This window comes from Micromonospora sp. DT233, assembly GCF_049841815.1.
In the GTDB taxonomy this organism is placed as follows: domain Bacteria; phylum Actinomycetota; class Actinomycetes; order Mycobacteriales; family Micromonosporaceae; genus Micromonospora.
Genome location: NZ_JBNCLB010000007.1, coordinates 117,471 through 142,075, shown reverse-complemented (window position 1 = coordinate 142,075; position 24,605 = coordinate 117,471). Strand labels below are relative to the sequence as shown.

Here is a 24,605-nt window from a genome sequence, read left to right as displayed (position 1 = left end):
CGACCGCTCGACCATCGCAACCCCCCGGACCTGATCCGCCGGACGGGCACGACCCGACGACGACAGCAAACCCGGAAAGTATGCACATGACCACGGCGGCGCGGGTGACGAGGTTCGGCGGCAAGGGACGCTGAGGGTACGCGTGACCGACGGGCCGCTCGGCCGCGCGACGGATCGCCACCGCCGCTGCGGTACCCGGTCAGCCGGGATTGGGGGCGGCCAGCCGCGCGGTGACCAGGGCCGTCGTGCCCCGACCGTCGGTGCGGATCTCCAAGCCGTCGGTGAGCTGCTGGGCGAGCCAGAGGCCACGGTGGCCCACCTGGTTCGGCGCGGGAAGCGCGACCGGCACAGCATCGAGACCGGGGCCGTCGTCGGTGACCTCGCAGGTCAACCGGTCGCCCTGGCGGCACAGCCGCAGCCGGCCGCTGCCGCCGCCATGCCGGACGACGTTGGTGACCAACTCGTGCACCGCCAGCACGAAGTCCTCCAGGGCACCGTCGCAGAGGCCCGCCCCGCCGGCCGAGGCGGCTACCGCGTGTCGCAACGCCGTCACTTTCCCGGCAACGATGACCTCTGCCAGGAGGGTCGGCCCGGCCTGCGCACCGGACGCGCCGACCCCCGTGCCGCCGCCGTCACCCGCACCGCTGTTCATGGCGGAAGACCGTACACGGCTGACCTCTGCGACCGGCTGATCGGCCCGCAGGCGGGGGCGAAGCGGCAGTGTCCGCGCTCGCGCCACGGCCCGCGGCGCCTGAGACCGTAACGAGGGCCGGTCGTGACGGGGCGTCGGCCGCGTCCGTCACGGTCACGGTGCCGCGCGTCATCGCTTCGGTCCCGGTGGAGGCCGCGTGGCCGGCAGCCCGGAGAGCAGCTTCAGCTGGGCGGTACGCGACCGCTCGACGCGGTCGGCGAGGGCGCGTACCTCGGGGCCGGCCGCCACCGGCAGATGAGCGCGGGCCAGCGCGGCGGCCCGCCGTTGGTGGGCGGTGAGCACGTCGACCAGCACGGCGTCGAAGCGGCCGACGGCGGCGGACCGCAGCCGGGCGAGGTCGGGGTCGGGGGCGGCCGCCGTTGATGTGCCGTGGTGACCGTGGTGGGGGGCGGTGTCGGCCGGCGCGTCGGCGAGCCACCGCCGCATGGTGGCCACTTCGTCGGCCTCGGTCGCGTCGATGGCCGCGACGAGGGTACGCAGCTCCGGGTCGACGATCCGGCCCGCCGCCTCGGCGGCGAGGACCCGGGTCCGGTCGTGGTGGGCGACCATCGCCGCGAGGAACGGCACGTCCGCCGGCTCGGTCCGGTTCGCGACGCCGGGATCGGCAGCGGGTGGGGCGCAGCCGGCGACGGTCAGGAGCACGGCGAGCGCGACCGCCGTGGGGAAGGGTCTCATGCGGGCCTCCCGTGCGGGGTGGGCACGGCCCGGGGCGGGCCGTGCCCACCGATGGATCAGAGCCGGCTCCAGAGGGCCGGTACGTTCGGCGGCTCCCAACCGGGCAGAGCCGTGTGCGCCTGCACGCACCGGTATGTCGCACCGCCGTAGCTGACCTGGTCACCCACCCGATACGCCTGGTACGCCGCCCAGCTACCGGAGGGTGCGGGGGTGGTCGGAGCCGGGGTGCTCGGAGCGGGGGGCGTCGGCGACGGCGTGGGGGGCCGAGTCGGGGTGGGAGTAGGGGACGGGGTGGGGTTGCCGCCGCCGATCTGGAGGTCCACGCAGGAGTAGAAGGCGTTGGCGGTGTCGGAGATGTTCCAGATCGCCAGGAGCTTCTGCCGCCCCGAGAACCCACCCAGGTTGACGGTGTGCGAGACGGTGGCACCGGGCTGCTGCCCGCCCCCGTTGACCACGGCGACCCGGGTGCCGCCGATCCAGTATTCCCAGTTGCTGGTGGCGTGCCGGGCGGTGTTGGTCCAGGTGAAGGTGATCGAGCTGCCGACCGAGGTGGCCGGCCAGCCCCGCGCGTCGTCGTTGAGGACGGCGAACTGGCTGATTCCGGCGTGGCAGCTGCGCAGACCCTTCGGGCCCTCCACGCTCTGCGGCTCGTACCTGATCTGGCCGCAGTCGGGCACCCGTCCCTGGGCGCAGAGCGCCTGCCGGCTCGGCGGGCCGGAGACGTAGCCGTGTGCCTGGGCTGGGAGCGCGACGGCCAAGGAGGCGACGGCGGCGCCCGCTGACGCGAGCGAGACGGCGGTTGTTCGACGCATGCGAATGCTCCTTCCGGTCGGGGCTGGCACACGCGCGCCACCGAACTGGGGGAACGCGTCCGCCCGAGTGATGCGATGAAGATAAAGTAAACATTGTTAACAGTAAATGCCTTCGCCCAGAAAGTCGCACCCAGCGCCCGATCCGGTACCCGACGGCAAGCGTCGGACCCGCCAGGCGGGGTCCGCGGTGGGGCCACCCGACAGGCACCACCCTGAAACCACCTCGATCGTCATCAGACTCAGGTGGACGCCAGCTGCCGAGCGACCCGCCCCGGACTGCGTCGTTTCAGGTACTTGACCTGTCAATTTTCGGCCGGTAGTTTAGACATACATCTATAGATATCTATCTAGAAGCGGGTGAACCGTGCTGTTGAAATCCATCGCCATCGCCGCGTCCGTTGCGGGCGTGCTGGCCACCGCCCCCGCCGCCTCGGCGGCAGCACCCGGAGTGTCGATACAAGGCTGGGGGTCCGGGAACTGCCCGCAGGGCATGCTCTGCATCTGGCCCAACTGGAATCACCCGCCGCAGGGTCCCGTGGAGACGCCGTCCCTGACGACCGACAGCGAGTGGACCGGCAGCATCCAGGGATTCAACTTCTACAACGGCACAGGCCGCGACGCCGTGATATCCGGGATCATGTTCGGCTCGTCGACTCCCTTCACGAACTGCGCTCCCGCCGGCGGGACCGGGGGCGACCTGTATATACCGGTCAACGTGACGAAGGTGACGTGGCAGCTGACCCCCTGCTGATCCTTCGCTGGGCCTTTCCGAGTAATGGGTCGATGACTTCGAGTAGCTGAGTCGATCGGCGGTCCGGACGCGCCCGGATCCGTTGCGGTGCGAAGAGAAGACGCAGAACCCCGGCATGAGGGTGGTCCTTCCCGGATCACCGCCATCGAGGTTCTGCGTCGCCATGAGCGTCACATATGCCGCCATCCTGCCCGTCCGCGAGGCGACCGCGTTTCTGTCCGGCCTCCTGCGCGCCGAACGGCAACGGCTCGGCACCCGCATCTCGCAACTCGCCAGCGACAACACGATCAGCAGGTCGACGGGGTACGCGTACCCGCCTGAGGGCCTTACCGTGCTCGCCGCCCAAGCGCCCGGCCTGCACTCGGTGTTGCTGGCCGCGAAGATGGCCGGCTACGCCCACACCAACTTCGACGGCACGCTGATCAGTAACGGAACCCACGGGCCGGATTCGGAGAGTGACGGGCAAGCTCGGAGAGTGATCCGCTTCGCTCCACCAAGCGGCCATCGGGGCGGATTTCGCCCCGCCTGCAGCGCAAATTTCCGTCTCCGATCCAACAAATTGCAATTGACGGCTGTTGACCGTTTTGACACACTCGCAATGTCTCCCTTTCCGATAGGAAAGCCAGTTAAAGGGGTGGCCGAGAACGACATCCGGAAACCAACAGGGGTTCTACCCAGAGTGACAAACCCCGCCCAGGCCCTCGCATCCGACCTGCTCATGGGCCGTTCGGGGCGGCACCACAACCAGCCGGCGGCGACAGGGTGTAACCGCCTCCATTCCCGGCAACCCCAATCCGGCAGATTGCAGAATGCACGGGTTGACTCGCCGCACCCCCACGACAATCATGACTGTCACTGAACGGTCATAGCCGTGCATTCGGTTTCGCGACGGTTCCACCCCGTCACCACCGATGGACCGCGTCGACCGCCGGTCGCCACCTCCGGAATCGGGTCCTACCCCCAGTAGGAGCCGGGTCATCGGAACACCCGCCAGCAACGAGCGAGGAGTCCGCCGGTGAACGGGAACCACGAAGCTCCCGCCCCGCCCAGGCCACTGCCGGAGGAGCGCCACGACCAGCCGGAGGAACGCCTCGCCCTGCACGGCGGCACCCCGGTCCGGCACACCCCCTGGCCCACGTACGACAAGGGCGCCGTCTTCGTCCACCCCGAGGACGAGGAGGCGGCCTGCCGGGCCGTGCGCAGCCACCTCTACTTCCGCTACGACCACCGGCCGCAGCACGAGACGGAGTGCGGGCAGTTCGAGGCCGAGCTGTGCCGCTTCTTCGGCACCCGGCACGCCCTGGCCGTCTCCAGCGGCACCGCCGCCCTGGCCCTGGCCCTGATGGCCGCCCGGGTGCCCCCCGGCTCGCTGGTCGCCTGCCCCGGGTTCACGTTCGTCGCCACGCCGAGCGCGATCGTCATGGCCGGGTGCAAGCCGTTCCTGGTGGAGGTCGACGAGGACCTGCGGATGGACCTCGACGACCTGCGCCGGCGCTGGGACCCACGGATCGGGGCGATCCTCGTGGTGCACATGCGCGGCTTCGCCGCCGACGCCGAGGCCCTGGCCCGCTTCGCCGCCGAGATGGGGGTGCCGCTGATCGAGGACGCGGTGCCGGCGCTGGGCGCCGAGCTCAACGGGCGCAAGCTCGGCACCTTCGGGGCGGCCGGGGCGTTCAGCACCCAGTCCGACAAGGCCCTCAACTGCGGCGAGGGCGGCTTCCTGGTCACCGACGACCGGGAGCTGTTCGCCCGCGCGGTGGCGCTCTCCGGCGCGTACGAGGGGCGGTTGCGGCGGCACTTCCCCGACGGTGAGCCACCGCTGACCGGCCTGGACCTGCCGCTGCTGAGCCTGCGGATGGACGAGATCCGGGCGGCGCTGCTGCGCGCCGAGCTGACCCGGCTGCCGGAGCGGCTGGCGCTGTTCCGCCGCAACTTCGGGCACGTCTCCGCCGCGCTGGCCGGCCTGCCGGGCATCGCGCCACGCCGGCCGGTCGCCCCCGGGGCGTACCTCGGGGAGGCCTTCGTGTTCCGGGTTCCCGGCGGCGACGCCGGCTGGTTCGCCCGCGCGCTGTGCCGGGAGGGCATCGACGCGCGCAACATCGGCGCCGACGACGACCTCAACGTCCGCGCGTTCTGGAACTGGCGCTTCGCGTACGACACCGACGACCTCGACGCGATCCGGGCGATGCTGCCGCGCACCGCCGCGTACCTGCGGGAGGCGGTGGACGTGCCGCTGTCGTCCAACCTGACCCCCGCCGACTGCGAGGACCTGGTGCGGGCGGTCCGCAAGGTGGCCGCCGCCCTGGGCCACGCGCCCGCCCGCCCCACCGGCGACGCCGCCCCCGCCGACGCCGGGGCGTCGGTGCGGCGATGACCCAGACCGCGACCCGCTCCGTGCCCCGGCTGGCCCTGGTCGGCGTCTTCGGCGGGCTCTTCGCCGGGTACCTGGGGCTGACCGCGGTGATCCCGGTGCTGCCCGGGTTCCTGCGCGCCGAGCACGGCGCCGGGGACCTGGTGATCGGGGTGGTCGTCACGGTGACCGCGGTGACCGCGCTGCTGACCCGGCCGATCGCCGGCGCGCTGGCCGACCGGCACGGACACCGCAGCGTGATGCTGGCCGGCGCGGTCGTGCTGGCCGCCGGTGGGCTGCTGTACTTCCTGCCGCTGGCGGTGCCGGTGCTGGTGGCGGTCCGGCTGCTGCTCGGCGTCGGCGAGGCGGCCCTCTTCACCGCCGGCGCGGCGTGGACGGTGGCGCTGGCCCCGCAGCACCGGCGCGGTCAGCTCATCGGCCTGTACGGGATGAGCATGTGGGGCGGCATCTCCGCCGGCACCTTCCTCGGCGCGACCCTGCAACAGATCTCCTACGCGGCGGTCTGGGCGCTCGCCGCCGCCGCTCCCCTGCTCGCCGCCGCCCTGATCGCCATGGTCCCGGCCCCGCAGCGCGACCCGGCCGCCGGCAAGGGCGGCGGTGGGCTGCTGCTGCGCCCGGCGCTGCTGCCCGGCACCGCGCTCGCCCTCGGCGCCGCCGGGTACGCCGGCCTCGCCGCGTTCGTGGTGCTGCACCTCGACGACCGGGGCATCGGCTCCGGGGTGGTGGTGCTGAGCTGCTTCAGCGCCGTCTACGCGCTGACCCGGCTGGTCATCGGCCACCTGCCGGACAAGCTGGGCCCCCGGCGGGTGGCGGCCTGGTCGGCGGCCGGCGAGGCGGTCGGCCTGCTGATCATCGCGTTCGCCCCGAACCTGCCGGTCGCCGTGCTCGGCGGCGTGGTCACCGGCGCGGGATTCAGCCTGCTGCACCCGTCGATGGCGCTGGTGGTGATGAACCGGGCCGAGCCGGCCCGGCAGGGCGCGGCGATCGGGGCGTACACGTCGTTCTGGGACCTGGGGTTGGCGGTGTGGGGGCCGGTGACCGGCCTGGTCGCGGCGAGCCTGAGCTACCCGGCGGTCTTCGGCGTCGGCGCGGCCTGCGCCGTCGCGGCGGCGGCCCTGTCGCTGTGGATCACCCGCCCGGCGGCCGGGCACACCGCCGCCGGATCCGGTATCGAGGCGACGGAGGCCCGCGCGGCATGACCGACCTGACCATCCTCTGCGTCACCGGCTGGTGCCGCAACGGCAGCACCATCATCGGCAACGTCCTCAACGAGGTTCCCGGCTTCTTCCACGTCGGTGAGCTGCACTTCCTGTGGAAGAACTCCACCGGCCGGGGGGTCAACGGGCTCTGCGGCTGCGGCGCGGCGCTGACCGACTGCGACATCTGGTCGCACGTGCTGCCCGTCGGCCGGCCCGCCGGGGTGTCGGCCGACGCGCACGCCGCGGCGGTCATCGACCGGCAGCGCACCCGGGTACGCACCCGGCACACCTGGCGGGTGCTGCGCCGGGGCCTGCACGACGAGCCGATCCGCGCCCACGCCGAGCTGATGGGCGACGTCTACCGGGCCGTCGCCGAGCGCACCGGCGCGCACACCATCGTGGACACCACGAAGATCCCCGGTGAGGCGGCGCTGCTGGCGCACCTGCCCGGGATCACCCCGTACTACGTGCACCTGGTCCGCGACCCGCGCGCCGTGGCGCACTCCTGGCGGGAACCCAAGGAGTACGTCTACGCGATGTCGGCGGCGCGCAGCACCGCGTACTGGCACGGGTTCAACCTGGCCTCGGCGGCGATCACCCGGCGGTTTCCCGACCGGTCGACGCTGCTGCGCTACGAGTCGTTCATCGCCGACCCGGCCGGCACCGTCGACGCGCTGCTGCGGCTCTGCGGGGCGGACCCGGCCGGCAACCCGGTGCAGGGCCGCACGGTCGAGCTGGGCGCCAACCACACGGTGACCGGCAACCCGGACCGGTTCCGCACCGGGGCCACCGTCATCCGGGCCGCCGACGACTCGTGGCGGCGCACCCTGTCGCGGGGCGACCGGCTGGCCGCCACGGCGCTGGCCGAACCCCTGTTCACCCGGTACGGCTACCGGTCGGCGTCGACCGGGGCCGACCGGTTGTCACCGACCAGCGCAGCAGAGAGGTAGGAAGCGTGGATCTCGGGTTGAAGGGGCGGGTGGTCCTCGTCGCGGGCGGGTCCAGCGGCATCGGCCTGGCCTGCGCCAAGGAGTTCGCCGCGGAGGGCGCGCACGTGGCGATCTGCGGGCGCGACCCGGAGCGGCTGGCCGCCGCCGAGCGGGAGGTGGCCGCCGTCGCCACCGGCCGGGTCAGCGCCACCGGGGTGGACGTCACCGACGCCGACGCGGCCCGCCGCTGGGTCGACACGGTGGCCGCCGAGTTCGGCGGGGCGCACGTGCTGCTGGTCAGCGGCGGCAGCCCGCCGGTCGGCACGGCGACCCTCTTCGACGCCGACGACTACCGGGCCGCCGTGGAGAAGGTGCTGATCCCGGCCGTCGAGTTGGCCCTGGCGGCGCTGCCGCACCTGCGCGCCGCCGGCTGGGGGCGGCTGCTCTTCGTCGCCTCGGAGACCGCCAGCGTGCCGATCGCCCCGCTGCTGCTCTCCGGGGTGACCCGGGCCGCCCTGGTCCGCTTCGCCCAGGGCCTCGCCGTGGACGTGGCCGGCGACGGGATCACCGTCAACGTGCTGGCCCCCGGCAGCGTGCGCACCCCGCCGATGGAGCGGGCCGCCGCGCGGCTGGCCGGCGACGACGGCGACGTGGAGGCCCGGCTGGACGCCATGGGGCACCACGCGGCGCTGCGCCGGCTGGGCCGCCCCGAGGAGATCGCCGCCGTGGCCGCGTTCCTGGCCAGCGAGCGGGCCTCGTTCGTCACCGGGGGCGTGCACCTGCTCGACGGGGGCGCCAGCGTCGCCGGGCCGGAGCTGCCGCACCTGGCCGGCGTGCGCAAGGACACCTACGTCTGACCTGCCTGCCCCGGCGGCGTCGCCGCCGGCCCGGCCCGGCCCCAAGGAGCGCGTGATGACCACGACCAGCCCACCGTTCACCGAGCGGGACGTCTCCGAGTTCTTCGACCGGACCACCTCGACGTACCTCAGCTTCTGGGACAGCGAGGGCGTCCTGCACACCGGCTACTTCGCCGACGACGCCGACACCGACTACCCCGCCGCCGCCGACCGCACCTCCGACCTGCTGGCCGCCGAGGCGGGCATCGACGCCGGCTCGACGGTGCTGGACGTCGGCTGCGGCTGCGGCAACTTCCTGCTGCGCCTGGCCGCCCGGACCGGCTGCCGGGGCGAGGGCCTGGACCTCAGCGTGGAGCGGGTCCGCTTCGCCCAGGCCAAGCTCGCGCAGCGGCCGGCGCCGGGGATCGCCTTCCGGCACGGCTCGGCCACCGCGCTGCCGTACGCCGAGGGCAGCTTCAGCCACGTGGTCAGCCAGGACGCGCTGTTCCTGGTGCCGGAGAAGCCGCGCAGCCACACCGAGATGCACCGGGTGCTCGCCCCCGGCGGGGTCCTGGCGATCACCGACTTCCTCCAGCCCACCGCCGAGATCGGCGCGGCCGCCCGCCGGCACGTCTACGACCGGGTGCGGTGGAGCAGCGGCTACTCGCTCGACGCCTACGCCGAGGCGCTCACCGACGCCGGCTTCGAGGTGCTGACCGCCCGCAGCCTCGACGGGCACATCCGGCAGACGTACCGGGTGCTCGGCGAGACCGCCCGCGAGCGGGCCGCCGGCACCGACGACCCGGCCGCCCGGGAGTGGATCGGCGACTTCGCCGCCTCCTGCGCGGAGATCCAGGCGGCGATCGACCGGGGCGAGTTCGGCTGGGGGATGTTCGTCGCCCGCAGGCCCGCCGCCGGGTGACCACCGCCCGACGCCCACCCGCCGAACCCAACCCGACCCGAACCGACTGAGAAGGTGTGGAGCCCCATGCAACGAACCGACGTCATCAAGCGGACGATCGCCGAGGTGGTCGCGGACCGCAAGAAGCAACTCTCGCCGGGGCACGTCTTCGCCGAGGCCTTCGCCAAGGACGGCTTCGACACCCGCGTCGAGTACGACGTCACCATCACCGACACGCTGACCAGCTCCCGGCGCAAGCCGCGCTACCCGTCGCGCAACGTGCTGAAGGTGGTGGACCTGTCGCGGGACCCGCAGGAGTTCTACTGGCACGAGAGCCCGCCGCGCCCCGGCGACCCGGTCGTCGACGGCGCGGACCTGCGCCGGGAGGCGGCCAACCACTTCCACCGCTCCCCCATCCCGCCGCTGTGCACCACCAAGACGTGGGTGCAGGTGCCCGACGGGCTCTGGGACGACCCGGCCAGCTTCGCGGAGTTCATCAACTACCGGCTGGTGGTGCGGCTCTGCACCGCCGAGAACGTCACCATCCTGCGCGGTGAGGGCGGGCTGCTGAACCTGCCGGAGATCACCCGGATCACCGACCCGGGCCCGTTCGGCTCCACCATCCTCTCGGCCTGCAACGAGGTGGAGCAGAACGGCAGCACCGCCGACGGGCTGATCATGAACCCGGCGGACTACTACCGGCTGCTCGGCTCCGGCACGCTGGTGCGCGACCTGGAGGAGAACGGGGTCTTCATCGTCCGGACCCGGCTGGTCGACGCGGGCGAGGCGATCGTCGGCGACTTCGGCCACGGGGCGCTGCTCTTCGACTCCGGCCGGTCGATGATCTCCTTCGCCGAGCCGCCGCCGGGCACGTTCGCCGAGCCGGGGGTGGCGCTGACCGCCGAGATCTACGAGCGGGTGGTGCTGAACCTACCCACCTGCTTCTACCGCGTGAGCCTGTAGGGCCGGCGATGTCGACGACGCCCGCGCCGCGCCCGCCCGGCGACGACCCCGACGTGCTGGTCGTCGGCGCGGGCATCGTCGGCCTCTTCTGCGCCTGGTTCCTGGCCCGCGACGGGCACCGGGTCACCGTGGTCGACCGGGGGGAGGTCGGCGACCCGGCGGCCTGCTCGGCGGGGAACACCGGCTTCGTCGGCACCCAGGGCGCCGCCCCGCTGGCCGAGCCGGGCGTGCCGGCCAAGGGGCTGCGCTGGCTGCTGAACCCGGAGAGCCCCTTCCACGTCCGGCCCCGCTGGGACCCGGCCCTGGCGGCCTGGCTGTGGCACTTCCGCCGCCGCTGCACCGAACGCGACGCCCGCGCCGCCTTCGACATCCTGCTCACCCTCAAGCAGCGCAGCCTGGCCATCCTGCGGGAGGTCTGCGCGGCCGGCCCGCTCGCCGACAATCTCACCGCCGAGGGGATGCTGCTGGCCTGCCGCACCCCGGAGGGCTTCGCGCAGGCCCGCCGCTCGGTGCCGGCGGCCGTCGCCCGGGGGGTCCCGCTGCGGGTACTGGAGGCCGGCGAGCTGGCCCGCCTCGAGCCGGGCGTCGAGTTCGACGTGGCCGGCGCGCTGCTCAACGCCGAGGGCGCGGCGCTGCGCATCCCCGCGTTCCTGGTCGAGTTCGCCCGGGTGCTGCGGGGCATGGGGGTGCAGATCCGCACCCACACCGAGGTCCTCGACTTCGAGGTGGCCGGGGACCGGGTGCGGGCGGTGCGCACCAGCCGGGGTGACCTGCGCCCCGCCGAGGTGGTCATCGCCGCCGGGATCTGGTCGGTGCCCTGCGCCCGCCGGCTCGGCGTGAACCTGATGCTCCAGCCGGCGAAGGGCTACGCCGTCGACGTCGCCGCCACCGGCACCGCGCCCCGGCTGCCCGTGCTGCTCAGCGAGGGCAAGGTGGCCGTGATGCCGCTGGGCGACCGGCTGCGCCTGGCCGGCACCCTGGAGCTGACCGGGATGGACACCGCCGTCGCGCCCCGACGGGTCGACGGCATCGTGCGCACCGTCCGGTCGTACCTGCCGGGGCTGGACACCGACCACCGCGTGCGAGTGTGGAGCGGGTTGCGCCCCTGCACCCCGGACAGCCTGCCGCTGCTCGGCCGCGCCGGGGCGTACCGCAACGTCTGCGTCGCCGCCGGGCACGGGCACATCGGGATGGGGCTGGCCCCGGCCGGCGGCCGGCTGATCGCCCAGCTCGTCGGCGGCGTACGCCCGGAGCTGGACCTGGCCCCCTTCGCCGTCGACCGCTGGCGGCGCCGCTTCCCGCGCCGCCGCCCGAGCATGGGGAGCACACCATGACCGACACGCCGATCGGGGTGCTCTGGCTGGGCACCACCTTCGAGAAGATCCCCGGGCACATCGCCAACCCGGACACCTTCGACTTCCCGGTGACCTACCGCCGCATCGTCGGGGCGACCCCGCAGCGGCTGGTCCGCGACGCCGACCCGACGCTGCTGGAGCCGATCATCGCGGCGGCGAAGGACCTGGAGGCGTCCGGGGTCGCCGGGATCACCGGCGCGTGCGGCTTCCTGGTGCTCTTCCAGGCCGAGCTGGCCGCCGCCGTGTCGGTGCCGGTCTGGGCGTCCAGCCTGATCCAGCTGCCGATGGTGCACCGGATGGTCGGGCGGCCGGTCGGGCTGCTGGTCGCCGACGAGCACGCGCTGACCCCCCGGCACCTCGCCGCGATCGGCGCCGAGTCGGTGCCGGTGCGGGTCACCGGCATGGCCGACCAGCCGGAGTTCCGCGAGGTGATGATGGAGGGCCGCCGCGACGCCCTGGACGTGGGCCGGCTCGAACGGGAGGTGCTCGACCGGGTCGAGCGGCTCGCCGAGGCCAACCCGGACCTCGGCGCGCTGGTGATCGAGTGCACCGACCTGGTGCCGTTCGCGCACACCATCCAGGCCCGGCTGGGGCTGCCGGTCTTCGACATCGTCACGCTCACCACCATGGCGCACGCCACGCTGACCCGCCGCCCGTTCCACGCCCGCCCCTGATCCGCCGCCGGGCCCGGCCGGAGGGCGGCGCGGGCGTCCGCCGGGGGCGGTCAGCCCCGGCGGGCGTACGGGGCGATGGGGTTGGCCAGGGTGCCGGCGAACTGCAACGCCGCCGACGGGTCCGACAGGTCCACCATCTGCTCGTTGTTGCGCAGCTGGAGCCGGTTGAGGCAGGAGTGGGCGAACTGCGGGGCGAAGAGGTCGTGGCGGCGCAGCCGGTCGGCCAGGTGCGGCACCCGCTCGGCGTAGTCGGCGGCGCAGTCGGCGACCGTGCGCCAGAACTCCTCCTCGGTGAGCAGCCCGGCGTCGGCGAAGATCGCGTTCAGGTGGCGCAGGAAGCAGGAGAAGACGTCGGTGAAGATCGACAGCAGCTTCTCGTCCTCGGGGATGGCCGCCCGGACCCGGTGCACCGCCTCGGGCAGGTCGGCGGCCGGGTCCATCACCACGATCTCCTCGGCGATGTCCTTGAAGATCGCCCGCTGCACCGCCCCGTCGCGCAGCACCAGGATGACGTTCTCGCCGTGCGGCATGAACGCCAGGTCGTAGGCGTAGAGGCTGTGCAGCAGCGGGACCAGGTAGGCGTCGAGGTAGCGGCGCAGCCAGTCGCCCGCCGGCAGGCCGCTCTCGGCGACCAGCGCGGCGGCGAACGACCCGCCGGCCGAGTCGACGTGCAGCAGCGACGCCATGGTGGCCAGCCGGCAGCCCGGCTCCAGGCCCGGCACCGGGCTCTCCCGCCACAGCGCCGCCAGCATCTTGCGGTACGGGGAGTACCGGTCGGTGGCCGCCTCGAAGCGCCGGTTGCGGTACCCGATCGCGGCCCGCTCCCGCAGGATCGTCAGCCCGGTGGAGCGCAGCACCTCGTCGCGGTCGATCAGGTCGGCGAGCCAGTCGTTGATGGCCGGGGTGGCCTCCATGTACGCCGCCGACAGCCCTCGGATGAAGCCCATGTTCAGCACCGACAGGGCGGTCTTGACGTAGTGCCGCCCCGGGTGGGTGACGTTGAAGAAGGTCCGCACGGACTGCTGCGGCAGGTACTCGTCGGGGCCGGGGCCGACCAGCACGAGGCGGCGCTCGGCCACCTCGGCGGCGAAGGTGACGGCGAGCCGGTTCCACCACTGCCACGGATGCACGGGGATGTACAGGTAGTCGGCCGGGTCCAGGCCCAGCCCGGTCAGCGTGGCGGCGAACCCGGCGCGCACCTGCGCGCCCAGCTCCTCGTCGAGCAGCGCGTCGGCGTCGGTGTCGGCGCAGCAGGTGAAGGTGGTGTGGTCGCGGTGCGCGGCCAGCCAGAGCAGCCGCACCGGCCGGCCGACCTCCGGGGCGTACCGGTGGTATTCGTCGATGCCGAAGCCGATGCGGCCGTTGTTGGCCACGAAGCCGGGGTGCCCCTCGGTCATCCGGGTCTCGACGGTCTGGAAGTCGGCGCGGGCCAGCTCGGCGGCACCGATCTCCGGGCGGTCCAGCTTGTACGCCCACCCGGCCAGGGTGGAGGTGATCTCCTCCAGGTACACCGGCAGCACCCGGTCGCTGAGGCCGAGGGCGCCGCGCAGCTCCAGGCAGAGCTCGAGGGCGTCCAGCGGCAGCTGTTCGCCGTCGCGGTGGCGGGTGATGCTGTCCGGGTCGATGCGCCAGTGCTCCAGGGCCATCCGCCGGGCGGCGAAGCGGTAGCTGACGGTCCCGTCGTCGCTGGTCACCTCGTAGCGGCCCGCGCCGACCGGCGCGGGGGTGAGCAGCCGCTCGTGGGCGAACTCGGCGAGGGCCTTGCGGACCAGCAGCCGGTTGGCCCGCGCCCAGGTCTCGGGGTGCAGGTGGGCGACGGCGTCCTGGGGGTCCACGATGGTGGTCGCTCCTTCGCTGCTGGTGGGGGCCGGGGCCGCGCTGGAGGTGGCCGCCGCGAACTGGGCGCGGGTGCAGAAGCTGAGCAGGGCGGTCTTGGCGGGCAGGGCGACCCGGCCGGCGGGGACGAAGCCGACTGCGGCGTTGAGCGCGTGCACGGCGGCGTTGCGCACGTCCGGCTCGACCACCACCCGCCGGTGCGCCGGGTCGGCGAAGAGCCAGTGCAGCACGAAGGTGATCACCGCCCGGCTGAAGCCGCCGACCGGGGTGTCGGTGGGGGCGCAGAGGAAGTGCATGCCGACGTCGCCGGGGCGGGCCGGGTAGCGGCCGGCCAGCTCGACCCGGGCCGGGTCGTAGCGTTCGACGAGGAACGCCGGCTCGCCCCGCCACAGGCCGATGAAGGCGTCGTGGTGCGGGTGCGCGGCGATGCGGGCGTACTCGGCTTCGACCCCGGCCACGTCGGCGTCGCCGAGCAGCCAGAACGCGGCCTTCGGGTGGGTCACCCAGGAGTGCAGCAGCGCGGCGTCGGCGACCGGATCGAGGGTACGCAGGGCGAACTCGCCGAGCCGGGGGTCGGTGCGGGCGTACCCGATCCCGGTCATGCCCGCTCCTGCGCCGCGTCGCCGTGCTCCGGCCCCGCCGCGACGCCGAAGTCCTGGAAGGCGATGCGCCGCTCGACCGGGTAGTGCTCGCGGCCCAGCAGCTGCCGGATGATGACCGAGTTGCGGTACGGGCCCATGCCCAGGTCGGGCGCGGTGACGCTGTGGGTGTGGGTGCCGACGTTCTGCACGAAGATCCGGCCGGCGGCGTCGACGCTGTAGTCCCGGGCCACGTCGAGGCGGCCGTGGGAGTCCAGGCGCAGCAGGTGGCGCACCGGGTCGAGGAAGTCCGGCACGGTGTAGCCGTACCCGGTGGCCAGCACCAGCCCCTCGGTGGAAAGGCTGAAGTCCCGCTCCTGCTCGACGTGGCGCAGCCCCAGGGTGTACGCGCCGCCGGCCGCGTTCCGGCGGGCGGCGGTGACCTCGGTGTTGGTCAGCAGCCGGGTGTGCACCGGGCCGGGCACGCTCAGCCGGTAGAGCAGGTCGAAGATGTCGTTGATCAGGTCCGTGTCGATGCCCTTGGAGAGGCCCTTCTGCTCGCCCTCCAGCCGGTAGCGGGTGGCCTCGGGCAGGGCGTGGAAGTAGTCGACGTAGTCCGGGGAGGTCATCTCCAGGGTCAGCTTGGTGTATTCCAGCGGGAAGAAGCGCGGCGAGCGGGTGACCCAGTTCAGCCGGTAGCCGTAGGTGTCGATGTCGCCGAGCAGGTCGTGGTAGATCTCGGCGGCGCTCTGCCCGGAGCCGACGACGGTGATGCTGCGCTTGCGGCGCAGGGCGTCGCGGTGTTGCAGGTACGCCGAGGAGTGCACGACGCCGTCGAGCCCGGCGCAGGCGGGCGGCACGTGCGGCGGGGTGCCGGTGCCGAGCACCAGGTGCCGGGCCCGGTGGGTGACGGTCGCCCCGGTGGCGGTCACGGTGGCGGTCACGGTGAAGAGGTCGTCGGCGGGGTCGTGGGTGACGGCGGTGACCCGGTGGCCGAAGCGCACCCCGGTCACCTTCGCCGCCGCCCACTGGCAGTAGGCGTTGTACTCGGCGCGCAGCGGGTGGAACTTCTCCCGGATGTAGAACGGGTAGAGCCGCCCGGTCTCCTTGAGCCAGTTGAGGAAGGAGTACGGCGAGGTGGGGTCGGCGAGGGTGACCAGGTCGGCCAGGAAGGGCGTCTGCAACCGGACGGACTCCAGCAGCATCCCGGGGTGCCAGTCGAAGGAGTCCCGCCCCTCCAGGAAGAGGCAGTCCAGCTCGGCGATCGGCTCGGTGAGGCAGGCCAGACCCAGGTTGTACGGGCCGAGCCCGACGGCGACGACGTCGTGGAGGGGCATGCGTTCGCTTTCTGCGCGGGGGCGGGGGCGGGGGCGGGGGCGGGGTCGCAGGACGGGCGCGGGGCGCGGTCAGCCGACCGGGCAGGCGGTGGCCCCGGCGGCGCTGCGCTCGCGCACGTACCGGCGGGCGTGCCCGGCGACGAGGTCGACGACGTGCGCCACGTCGTCCACCGTGGTCTGCGGGTTGAGCAGGGTGAGCTTCAGGTACTGGTGGCCGTCGACCTTGGTGCCGGCCACGACGGCCAGGCCGGAGGCGGCCAGCGCCCGGCGGGCGTGCCGGTTGGCGTCGTCGGCGAGCGCGGCCGCCGGCCCGGTCGGCAGGTAGCGGAACACCACGGTGCTCAGCGTCGGGCGGGTGACCACCTCGAAGCGGGTGTCGTCGGCCAGCAGCCGCCAGGCGGCCTCGGCGGTGTCGATCACCTCGTCGAAGAGCTGCCCGAGCGCGTCGGCGCCCATGATCCGCAGGGTGAGCCAGAGCTTGAGCGCGTCGAAGCGGCGGGTGGTCTGCAGGCTCTTGTCGACCTGGTTGGGCAGGGCGTCGCCGCTGGCCACGGGGGCCGGGTTGAGGTAGTCGGCGTGGTAGGTGGCGTGCCGCAGCGCCAGCCCGTCGCGCACCAGCAGGGCGCTGGAGGAGACCGGTTGGAAGAAGGACTTGTGGTAGTCGACGGTCACCGAGTCGGCGTGCTCGATGCCGGCCAGCAGGGGCCGGCGGGTGGGCGAGACCAGCAGCCCGCAGCCGTACGCGGCGTCGACGTGCAGCCGGACGCCGGCGGCGGCGCAGCGGGCGGCGATGGCGTCGAGGGGGTCGATGGAGCCGAAGTCGGTGGTGCCGGCGGTGGCGACGACCGCCATCGGGGTGAGCCCGTCGCGTTGGCAGCGGGCCAGCTCGGCGGCGAGGGCGTCGGGGCACATCCGGCGCTGGGCGTCGGTGGGCACGGCGAGCACCGCGTCGTCGTCGAGGCCGAGCAGGGCGGCGGCCTTCTGCACGCTGAAGTGGCCGGCGGCGGAGGCCAGCACCCGCAGCCGGGGCAGCAGGTCGCGGCGGGCGACCGTGGCATGCGCGCACGCCTCCTCGCGGGCCAGCAGCAGGGCGTGCAGGTTGGACTGGGTGCCGCCGCTGGTGAAGACGCCGTCGGCGGCGGGGCCGAGGCCGATGCGCTGGGCCGTCCAGTCGATCAGGCGGCGTTCGATGAGGGTGCCGCCGGCGCTCTGGTCCCAGGTGTCCAGGGAGGAGTTCACGGCGCTGAGCACGGCCTCGCCGAGCAGCGCGGGGATGACCACCGGGCAGTTGAGGTGGGCGAGGTAGCGCGGGTGGTGGAAGTAGACCGCGTCGCGCAGGTAGACGTCCTCCAGCTCGTCGAGGGCGGCGGTGACGTCGCCGAGCGGGCGGTCGAGGTCGACGGCGGCGACGGTGGGGGCGAGCGCGGCGGGGGTGACGCCGCTGAAGGGGCGCTCGGTGCCGGCGATCCGGGTGCTGACCCGGGCGATCCCCTCGGCCAGCACCTGTCGGTACTGCCCGGTGGTGCCGGCGGTCAGCAGGTGGTCTCGGGGGCTGGCCGGGGCGCCGGTGGGGGGCGGCGCGTCCGGGGCGGGGCGACCCGGGATGCTCATGCGGTTCCTCGACGGTCGATGGGGGTCGGTGCCGGCGGTGGCGCGGGGGCGCTCGAGCACCCCGGCGGGCGGGGCGGTCACGGTCTCCCTGCCAGGGCGGCGAGGGTCTCGCCGCCCTGGCAGGTGTCCGCGCGGGCGTCGTGCCGCGGGGTCAGCTCACCTTCTTCGCGGCGGTGATGGCCTTGGCCAGGTTCTCCAGCAGCGGGGCGGCGCCGGCGTAGGAGAAGCGCGGCACGGCGTCCCAGGCGGTGACCTGGTTGGCCTTGACGGCGGGCAGAGACGCCCAGGTGGGCTTCTTGGCCATGTCGGCCGGCTGCAGCGCGGTGGCCCGGTTGTCCAGCAGGATCAGGTCGGCCGGGAACTTGCCGGCGTTCTCCCAGCTCAGGGCCTCGAAGTAGTCGCCCTGCTCCAGCTTGGTGGGCACCACGATCTCGACACCGAGCTCGGCGAAGTACATCAGGTCGGTGCTGACCTTCGGGTTGGAGGCGTAGAAGAGGTCGGGGCTGCCGGAGGCGGCGAGGACCTTGATGCCGGGGTTGGCCTTGACGGCCTGCCGGACGCTCTCGGCGGCGGCCTCGAAGCGGGCCTTGGCGTCGGTGACCTTCTTGGCGTTGAGGTCGGCGCCGAGGGCGGCGGCCAGTTCGGCGTAGCGGGCGATCGGGCGGGTCATCGGCACCCGGGCGGTGGTGATGGTGACGGCGGGGGCCAGCCCGAGGATCTTGTCCTTGCTCTCGTCGGGGACGTACCAGAACGCGCCCGGGTCGTACATGTGGGTGATCAGCAGGTCGGGGTTGAGCGCGGCGTACTTCTCCACGCTGAACTCGCCCCACACGTTGCCGAGTACGCTCACCTTGGCGACGTCGAGGTCGCCGGCCTGCGGCTCCTTGGAGCCGTCGGCGCGGGTGGTCTCGCCGAAGACGCCGACGATCTGCTTGTCGACGCCGAAGTCGACCAGCGCGGCGGCGACGCCGGTGAAGGCGACGACGCGCGACGGGGTGGCGTCGCGGGTGACCTTCTCGGGCCGGTCGTCGGTGAACGACCAGGGGCCGCTGCCGGCGGCGGGGGCGGAGGAGTCGTCCTTGTCGCCGCAGCCGCCGAGCAGGGCGCCGAGGGCGAGCGCGCCGCCGGCGGAGAGCAGGCCACGGCGGGTCAGGCGGGGGCGGGACACAGGTACGGGCATGACGACTCTTTCCGCTCCGGGGTGGTCGGATGACCATGGGCGAGGTTAAGTTACCCTAACCTAAGTCGTTGTCAAAGCCATCAACGTCGATTTCACCCCCGGGAGCCCGCACTGTACGTCACAGACTCGTCGCCGGCCGCCCCCGTGGCGAAGACGAAGACGACTCCCCCACCGCCGCGCCGCGGCCGACCGGCGACCCGGGCGGCCGGGCTGCTGGTCGCGCTCCTGCTCCTGCTCGGCGTGCTCGCGCTCAGCCTCGCGTTCGGCGCGAAACCGCTCGGCCTCGCCGAGGTCCTGGACGGGCTGACCGACCCCGGCTCCCCCGCGTACCCGGTGGTGCAGCAGATGCGGCTGCCGCGCACCCTGCTCGGGCTGCTCGTCGGCACGGCCCTCGGGGTGGCCGGCGCGATCATGCAGGCCGTCACCCGCAACCCCCTGGCCGACCCGGGGCTGCTCGGCATCAACGCCGGCGCGTCGGCGGCCGTGGTCACCTCGGCGTTCCTCGGCGTGGCCGGCGCCGGCGGGCACATCTGGTTCGCCCTGGCCGGCGCGGCGGTCGTCACCGGCTGCGTCTACGCCGTCGGCGGCGGCCGGGGCGCCACCCCGGCCCGGCTGGCCCTGGCCGGGGCCGCGCTCAACGCGGCCCTCTACTCGTACGTCAGCGCGCTGATGCTGCTCGACGCGGCCTCGCTGGAGCGGATGCGGTTCTGGACCGTCGGCTCGCTCGCCAGCGCCGACCTCGCCACGGTGCTGCGGGTGCTGCCGTTCATCGCGGTCGGCCTGGTGATCGCCCTGGCGGCGGCCCGGCCGCTGAACGTCCTCGCCCTCGGCGACGAGCAGGCGCGGGCGCTGGGCGCCCACCCCGCCGTGGTGCGGGCCGTGGTCATCGTGGCGGTCACCCTGCTCTGCGGGGCCGCCACCGCCGCGTGCGGGCCGCTGGTCTTCGTCGGGCTGCTGGTGCCGCACCTGGTACGCGCCCTGACCGGGCCGGACCTGCGCTGGATGCTGCCGGCCTGCGCGCTGCTCTCCCCGGTGCTGCTGCTCGGCGCCGACGTCGCCGGCCGGGTGCTGGGCCGCCCCGGCGAGCTACAGGTGGGCATCATGACCGCCGTGCTCGGCGGCCCGCTCTTCCTGCACCTGGTCACCCGCAGCCGGGCGGTGCGCTCGTGACCGTCCTGCGGGTACGACACTGGTCGCTGCGCTTCCGCCTGCGGGCCCTGCTGGTCGGGCTCGGCTGCGTGCTGGCCACGCTGGCGCTCGGGGTGATCTCCGTCGGCGGCGGTGACTACCCGATGAGCCCCGCCGCCGTGCTGCGCACCCTCACCGGCGGCGGCACCGTGGCGGAGAACTTCATCATCGGCGAGCTGCGGCTGCCCCGGCTGGTCACCGCCATGGCCGTCGGGGCGGCGCTGGCCCTGGGCGGCGCGGTGCTGCAGGCCCTGGTCCGTAACCCGCTGGGCAGCCCCGACATCCTCGGCGTCACCCAGGGGGCCGCCACCGGCGCCCTGATCGTCGTGGTGGTCGGCGGCAGCACCCTCGCCCTGGCCGGCGCGGCGGTGCTCGGCGGCCTCGCCACCGGCGTGCTGCTCTGGGTGGTGGCCTGGGCGCGCGGCGCGCACGGCCAGCGGCTGATCCTCGCCGGCATCGGCGTCGCCGCCATCCTCACCGGGGTCAACGGCTGGCTGCTCACCCGGGGGGAGCTCATGGACGCCGCCCGGGGGGTGCTCTGGCTCACCGGCAGCCTCGACGGGCGCGGCTGGGCCCAGGCGGTGCCCGTCGTGGCCACCCTGGCGGTGCTGACCCCGCTGGTGCTGCTGGCCTGCGGCCCGGCGCTGCGGATGACCGAGCTGGGCGACGACACCGCCGCCGCGCTCGGCGTACCCATCCGCCGGCTGCGCACGGCGCTGCTCGTCGCGTCGGTGCTGCTGGTCTCCGTCGCCGCCTCGGCGGCCGGGCCGGTGAACTTCGTCGCGCTCACCGCGCCGCACCTGGCCCGCCGGCTGACCCGCGCGCCGGGGCCGAACCTGGCCGCCGCCATGGCGCTCGGCGCGGCCCTGCTGGTCGCCGCCGACCTGCTGGCGCAGCGCACCTTCAGCGGCCACCAGCTCCCCGTCGGGGTGGTCACCGGCCTGCTCGGCGGCGGCTACCTGGTGTGGCTGCTGGCCACCGAGCGCCGCGCCGGCCGACTCTGAGCAAGGGCATCATGTTGACGCTTGCGGCAGCCCAGGGCACCCTTCCGGAGAACCGAACAGAGAACGGAGCACCACCCATGCGGCCCGGCACCTCCCGGCTCAGCGGCGACGGGCTGACCCTCGCGTACGACAAGCGGATCATCACCGAGCGGCTCGACGTGGTCGTGCCCGACCACTCCTTCACGGTGGTGATCGGGCCGAACGCCTGCGGCAAGTCCACCCTGCTGCGGGCGCTGGCCCGGATGCTCAGGCCGGCCGCCGGCACGGTGCTGCTCGACGGGGCCGACATCCACGCCCAGCCCGCCCGCAGGGTGGCCCGCACCCTCGGCCTGCTCCCGCAGTCCTCGCTGGCCCCGGACGGCATCACGGTCGCCGAGCTGGTCGCCCGGGGCCGGTATCCGCACCAGGGGCTGCTGCGGCAGTGGTCGCGCACCGACGAGCGGGTGGTCGACGAGTCGATGGCCGCCACCGGCGTCACCGACCTGGCCGACCGGCTCGTCGACGAGCTCTCCGGCGGCCAGCGGCAGCGGGTGTGGATCGCCATGGCCCTGGCCCAGCAGACCGAGCTGCTGCTGCTCGACGAGCCGACCACGTTCCTCGACATCGCCCATCAGATCGAGGTCATGGACCTCTGCGCCGCCCTGCACGAGGAGCAGGGGCGCACCCTGGTCGCGGTGCTGCACGACCTCAACCAGGCCGCCCGGTACGCCACCCACCTGATCGCCATGCGCGACGGGGCGGTGGTCGCCGCCGGGGCGCCCCGCGACGTCGTCACCGCCGAGCTGGTCGAGCGGGTCTTCGGGCTGCCCTGCCGGGTGATCGACGACCCGGAGACCGGCGGCCCACTGGTCGTCCCGGCCGCCCGCCGCCCGACGCCGTCGCGCGCCTGACCGCCCCGCCGCCGGTCCCCCTCTCCCGGGCGCGGCGGCCCTTGCGGGCCCGGCGTGCGAATGTCAGCGCTGGTAGTTGCGCCGCCCCGAATTGCCGCCACTGACCAACATCGATATGCTCGGCCGGTCGATCGGCGCACCACCACCGCCCGCCGACGACCGGCCGCGCACGCCGCCCACCACGTGCGGGCCGCCACCCTGCCGCACCGCGCCGCCGCCGGACGCCGTCCGCGGTCGCGATGCCGCACGCCCGCGAGGACGGTCCGCCCGTGGAGATCGAGCCCGCCACCCCACCCGCCGACGAGCAAGGGCGCGTAGCGGTGGCAACGGAACAACCCCACGACGGTGTACGCCCGGCCCGCCTCGCGGTGGTCTGCTGCGACGGGGTGCCGGCCAGCGGCCTGCTCACCGTGCTGCGCAACGTACTGGACATCGGGGTCACCGACGGGCTGCTGCACACGCCGGTCGTGGCTGACCTCGGCTTCTCCTGGCGCCCCGACAAGCCCCGCTTCTTCCCCACCGGCCCGGCGGCGCAGCCGTACCCGGACTGGCTGCACGTCGTCGGCCGGGCGGTGCCCGACCCCGGCCCCCACGGCCGGCGGCTGACGGCGGTACGCGACCAGGTGGCGGTGGCCGACGCCCTGGACCCGGCGCGGCGGGCCGCCCTGGACGCGGAGATCGACCAGCTGGCCCGGCCCTACGAGGCGCACTTCACCGAGCTCTTCGACGCCGCCGACGTCGACTGGGTCTGCGCGATCAACATGACGCTCTCCGACGCCGTGCCGGTGACCCTCGCCCTGCACCGGGCGGCCCGCGCCCGCTGGGGCGGCGGCCGCCCCGGCGGCCTGCTCCACTGGGACCACGACCTCTTCGGCAGCTGCGCGGTGGTCGAGAACGGCGCGCGCGTCTACCCGCAGCGCCCCAACGACCTCACCCCACTGCCCGGGGCCGACCCGTTCCACCGCTGGGTCGTCATCACCGACGCCCTCGCCCGGGAGGCCGCCGACTACCCGACCCCGCTGCGGCCGGTGGTCGCGCCGAACCCGCTGCCGGCCCGCACCCCGGCCAGACAGACCCCCCGGCACCGCGCCTTCCTGCGCGACCACGGCATCGCCGCCGACCGGCCGATCCTGCTGGTCCCGGTGCGGGTCTCCCGCCCCAAGGGCGCCCACCTCGCCGTCGCCCTGCTCGACGGCGTCCGCGCCGCCGTGCCCCCCGGCGAGCCGATGCCCTGCCTGCTCGTCTTCGGCAGCCTCGACGAGGAACCCGACTACGCCACCGAGCTCCGCGCGGCCGTCGCCGACCGAGGGCTGCACGACGACGTACGGCTGCTCGACGGCGTGCCGTTGGCCTCGGCCAGCGACGCCGCCGGGCGGTGGCGGCTCGACGAGTCCGACCTGCTCGCCCTGGCCGGGGCCACCGGCGGGGCGGTCGTCTTCACCCCCAGCAGCCCGGACGTCGAATCCGTCGGCCTCGGCCCGGCGCTCGCCGCCGTCGCCGGGGTGCCCTGCGCGGTGACCCCGTACCACGCATTCGCCGACGTCTACGGCGACCAGTTCGCCGTGGTTCCGGTCGCGGCGGACGACCCCGCAGCCAGCGGGCCGGCGCTGCTGGCCGCCATGCGGGCCAACCGGCGCGACGACCCCGACGCCCGACGCGACCGGGAACGCAACCGGCGCATCGTGGCGGACCGCTTCCCCGTCGGCCCCTGGCGGGCCGTGCTGGAAGAACTCGCGATCAAGGCCGGTGCGCCGGCCGGTAGGGAGACGTCATGACGTCCACGCTGCCCACCACCACCGTCGCCGAGGTCGAGCTCACCGACGCCGACCGCACCGCGCTGGCCGCCCTGCTGGCGCGGCTGCAGGAGCGGTACGACACCCCGGAGGACCCCGACTTCCTGCGCCGCGCCGCCACCCTCGGCGCGGCCCTGCCCGAGGCCGTGCTGGAGCGCATCCGCGACATGCGCCACCTGGAGGCCAGCGCCGCCCTGGTGCTCCGGGGCGGGCCGGTGCCCACGCTGACCACGCCCACCCCCGACCACTGGAGCCTGCGGCCCGTGGCGGCCTCGGTGCCGCACGACTTCTGGCTGGCCCTGGTCTGCTCCCAGCTCGGCGAGCCGATGGCCTGGTCGACGTTGCAGCACGGCAGCGTCTTCAACGACGTCGCGCCGGTGCGCGGGGCGGAGCAGGCGCAGACCGGGCAGGGCAGCACGGCGGAGCTGGAGTTCCACGTCGAGGACGCCTTCGACGACGACCGCTGCGACTACTTCGGCCTGCTGGCGCTGCGCAACGTCGACGCCGTGGCGACCACCGTCGCGTCGATCGGCGCGATCGACCTCGACGACGCCGACGCGGTGCTCTTCGAGCCACGTTTCCTCATCCGCCCCGACCCCGAGCACGTGCGGGGCGCGGGCGGGCGGGCCCCCACGCCGAAGCCGTGCGCGGTGCTCTTCGGCGCCCCCGACGCCCCGTACCTGCGCGTCGACCCGGCGTTCACCGACGCGCTGCCCGGCGACCGGGCGGCGGCCGAGGCGTTCGCGTCGCTGTGCCGGCGCCTCGACGCGGCGGCCGTGCCGGTCGCCCTCTCCCCCGGCGACCTGCTCCTGCTGGACAACTACCGCTCGGTGCACGGCCGCCAGCCCTTCCGCCCCCGCTACGACGGCACCGACCGGTGGCTGCGCAAACTCGCCGTCACCCGGGACCTGCGCCGCTCCCGGGCCCGCCGCTCCTCCCCCGACGACCGGGTCATCGCGGTGCGCTGACCCCGCCCGGCCACCGACCAGCAGGCGACGACGAGGAAAGTA

The 24,605-nt window shown here is 74.2% G+C and carries 22 protein-coding genes; 15 read left to right on the top strand and 7 right to left on the bottom strand.

What is annotated here, in order from left to right; all coding sequences use genetic code 11:
- Positions 1–199: 199 nt before the first annotated feature.
- From ACLQ2V_RS17655 to ACLQ2V_RS17645, 3 genes are all read right to left on the bottom strand, one after another.
- On the bottom strand, positions 200–652 hold the full coding sequence (locus ACLQ2V_RS17655) for an ATP-binding protein (RefSeq protein ID WP_425719591.1): 453 nt from the start codon (positions 650–652) through the stop codon (positions 200–202).
- Between the two features lie 168 nt (positions 653–820).
- Positions 821–1,387 (bottom strand): DUF305 domain-containing protein, encoded by a 567-nt coding sequence (locus ACLQ2V_RS17650; RefSeq protein WP_425719590.1) that lies wholly within the window; start codon positions 1,385–1,387, stop codon positions 821–823.
- Positions 1,388–1,443: 56 nt separating this feature from the next.
- Entirely contained in the window at positions 1,444–2,199 is a 756-nt protein-coding gene (locus ACLQ2V_RS17645) for a lytic polysaccharide monooxygenase (protein WP_425719589.1), read from the bottom strand.
- A gap of 364 nt (positions 2,200–2,563) precedes the next feature.
- On the opposite strand from ACLQ2V_RS17645, the gene ACLQ2V_RS17640 reads away from it, so the two are divergent.
- The 10 genes from ACLQ2V_RS17640 to ACLQ2V_RS17595 all read left to right on the top strand — a co-directional run bounded on the left by ACLQ2V_RS17640 (position 2,564) and on the right by ACLQ2V_RS17595 (position 12,178).
- Positions 2,564–2,950 (top strand): hypothetical protein, encoded by a 387-nt coding sequence (locus tag ACLQ2V_RS17640; protein WP_425719588.1) that lies wholly within the window; start codon positions 2,564–2,566, stop codon positions 2,948–2,950.
- 163 nt (positions 2,951–3,113) lie between these two features.
- Entirely contained in the window at positions 3,114–3,809 is a 696-nt protein-coding gene (locus ACLQ2V_RS17635; RefSeq protein ID WP_425719587.1) for a hypothetical protein, read from the top strand.
- A gap of 156 nt (positions 3,810–3,965) precedes the next feature.
- Positions 3,966–5,324 (top strand): DegT/DnrJ/EryC1/StrS family aminotransferase, encoded by a 1,359-nt coding sequence (locus ACLQ2V_RS17630; protein ID WP_425719586.1) that lies wholly within the window; start codon positions 3,966–3,968, stop codon positions 5,322–5,324.
- Positions 5,321–6,520, top strand: coding sequence for an MFS transporter (locus ACLQ2V_RS17625; RefSeq protein WP_425719585.1), 1,200 nt, complete (start codon positions 5,321–5,323; stop codon positions 6,518–6,520). The genes ACLQ2V_RS17630 and ACLQ2V_RS17625 overlap by 4 nt, the downstream gene beginning before the upstream one ends.
- Positions 6,517–7,470, top strand: coding sequence for a sulfotransferase (locus tag ACLQ2V_RS17620; RefSeq protein WP_425719584.1), 954 nt, complete (start codon positions 6,517–6,519; stop codon positions 7,468–7,470). Before ACLQ2V_RS17625 ends, ACLQ2V_RS17620 begins: the two co-directional genes overlap by 4 nt.
- A 5-nt stretch (positions 7,471–7,475) precedes the next feature.
- Positions 7,476–8,306 (top strand): SDR family NAD(P)-dependent oxidoreductase, encoded by an 831-nt coding sequence (locus tag ACLQ2V_RS17615; RefSeq protein ID WP_425719583.1) that lies wholly within the window; start codon positions 7,476–7,478, stop codon positions 8,304–8,306.
- 55 nt (positions 8,307–8,361) lie between these two features.
- Positions 8,362–9,207 carry an SAM-dependent methyltransferase gene (locus ACLQ2V_RS17610; protein ID WP_425719582.1) on the top strand — a complete coding sequence of 282 codons (846 nt, stop codon included), beginning with the start codon at positions 8,362–8,364 and terminating at the stop codon, positions 9,205–9,207.
- A 66-nt stretch (positions 9,208–9,273) separates the two neighbouring features.
- Positions 9,274–10,149 carry a family 3 encapsulin nanocompartment shell protein gene (locus ACLQ2V_RS17605; RefSeq protein ID WP_425719581.1) on the top strand — a complete coding sequence of 292 codons (876 nt, stop codon included), beginning with the start codon at positions 9,274–9,276 and terminating at the stop codon, positions 10,147–10,149.
- An 8-nt stretch (positions 10,150–10,157) separates the two neighbouring features.
- A complete protein-coding gene (locus tag ACLQ2V_RS17600) occupies positions 10,158–11,483 on the top strand; it encodes an NAD(P)/FAD-dependent oxidoreductase (protein ID WP_425719580.1) in 1,326 nt (441 codons plus the stop codon).
- The gene (locus tag ACLQ2V_RS17595) at positions 11,480–12,178 is read left to right on the top strand and encodes an aspartate/glutamate racemase family protein (protein WP_425719579.1); all 699 of its coding nucleotides are present in this window, start codon (positions 11,480–11,482) and stop codon (positions 12,176–12,178) included. The genes ACLQ2V_RS17600 and ACLQ2V_RS17595 overlap by 4 nt, the downstream gene beginning before the upstream one ends.
- A 50-nt stretch (positions 12,179–12,228) precedes the next feature.
- On the opposite strand, the gene ACLQ2V_RS17590 is transcribed toward ACLQ2V_RS17595, so the two are convergent.
- The 4 genes from ACLQ2V_RS17590 to ACLQ2V_RS17575 form a co-directional block, all read right to left on the bottom strand.
- Entirely contained in the window at positions 12,229–14,616 is a 2,388-nt protein-coding gene (locus ACLQ2V_RS17590) for a GNAT family N-acetyltransferase (protein ID WP_425719578.1), read from the bottom strand.
- A complete protein-coding gene (locus tag ACLQ2V_RS17585) occupies positions 14,613–15,929 on the bottom strand; it encodes a lysine N(6)-hydroxylase/L-ornithine N(5)-oxygenase family protein (protein ID WP_425719577.1) in 1,317 nt (438 codons plus the stop codon). The genes ACLQ2V_RS17590 and ACLQ2V_RS17585 overlap by 4 nt, the downstream gene beginning before the upstream one ends.
- Before the next feature lie 69 nt (positions 15,930–15,998).
- A complete protein-coding gene (locus ACLQ2V_RS17580) occupies positions 15,999–17,540 on the bottom strand; it encodes a pyridoxal phosphate-dependent decarboxylase family protein (RefSeq protein ID WP_425719576.1) in 1,542 nt (513 codons plus the stop codon).
- A 151-nt stretch (positions 17,541–17,691) separates the two neighbouring features.
- Positions 17,692–18,720: an ABC transporter substrate-binding protein gene (locus tag ACLQ2V_RS17575; RefSeq protein ID WP_425719575.1), complete on the bottom strand. Its 1,029-nt coding sequence runs from the start codon at positions 18,718–18,720 to the stop codon at positions 17,692–17,694.
- Between the two features lie 144 nt (positions 18,721–18,864).
- Between ACLQ2V_RS17575 and ACLQ2V_RS17570 the strand changes: the two genes are divergently transcribed.
- The 5 genes from ACLQ2V_RS17570 (at position 18,865) to gntD (ending at position 24,563) form a co-directional block, all read left to right on the top strand.
- Positions 18,865–19,890, top strand: a complete 1,026-nt coding sequence (locus ACLQ2V_RS17570; RefSeq protein ID WP_425719574.1) for a FecCD family ABC transporter permease — start codon at positions 18,865–18,867, stop codon at positions 19,888–19,890.
- Entirely contained in the window at positions 19,887–20,912 is a 1,026-nt protein-coding gene (locus tag ACLQ2V_RS17565; protein ID WP_425719573.1) for a FecCD family ABC transporter permease, read from the top strand. The genes ACLQ2V_RS17570 and ACLQ2V_RS17565 overlap by 4 nt, the downstream gene beginning before the upstream one ends.
- A 77-nt stretch (positions 20,913–20,989) precedes the next feature.
- A complete protein-coding gene (locus ACLQ2V_RS17560) occupies positions 20,990–21,802 on the top strand; it encodes an ABC transporter ATP-binding protein (RefSeq protein WP_425719572.1) in 813 nt (270 codons plus the stop codon).
- A gap of 269 nt (positions 21,803–22,071) precedes the next feature.
- The gene (locus ACLQ2V_RS17555) at positions 22,072–23,577 is read left to right on the top strand and encodes a hypothetical protein (protein WP_425719571.1); all 1,506 of its coding nucleotides are present in this window, start codon (positions 22,072–22,074) and stop codon (positions 23,575–23,577) included.
- Positions 23,574–24,563 carry a guanitoxin biosynthesis L-enduracididine beta-hydroxylase GntD gene (gene gntD / locus ACLQ2V_RS17550; protein WP_425719570.1) on the top strand — a complete coding sequence of 330 codons (990 nt, stop codon included), beginning with the start codon at positions 23,574–23,576 and terminating at the stop codon, positions 24,561–24,563. Before ACLQ2V_RS17555 ends, gntD begins: the two co-directional genes overlap by 4 nt.
- Positions 24,564–24,605: the final 42 nt, after the last annotated feature.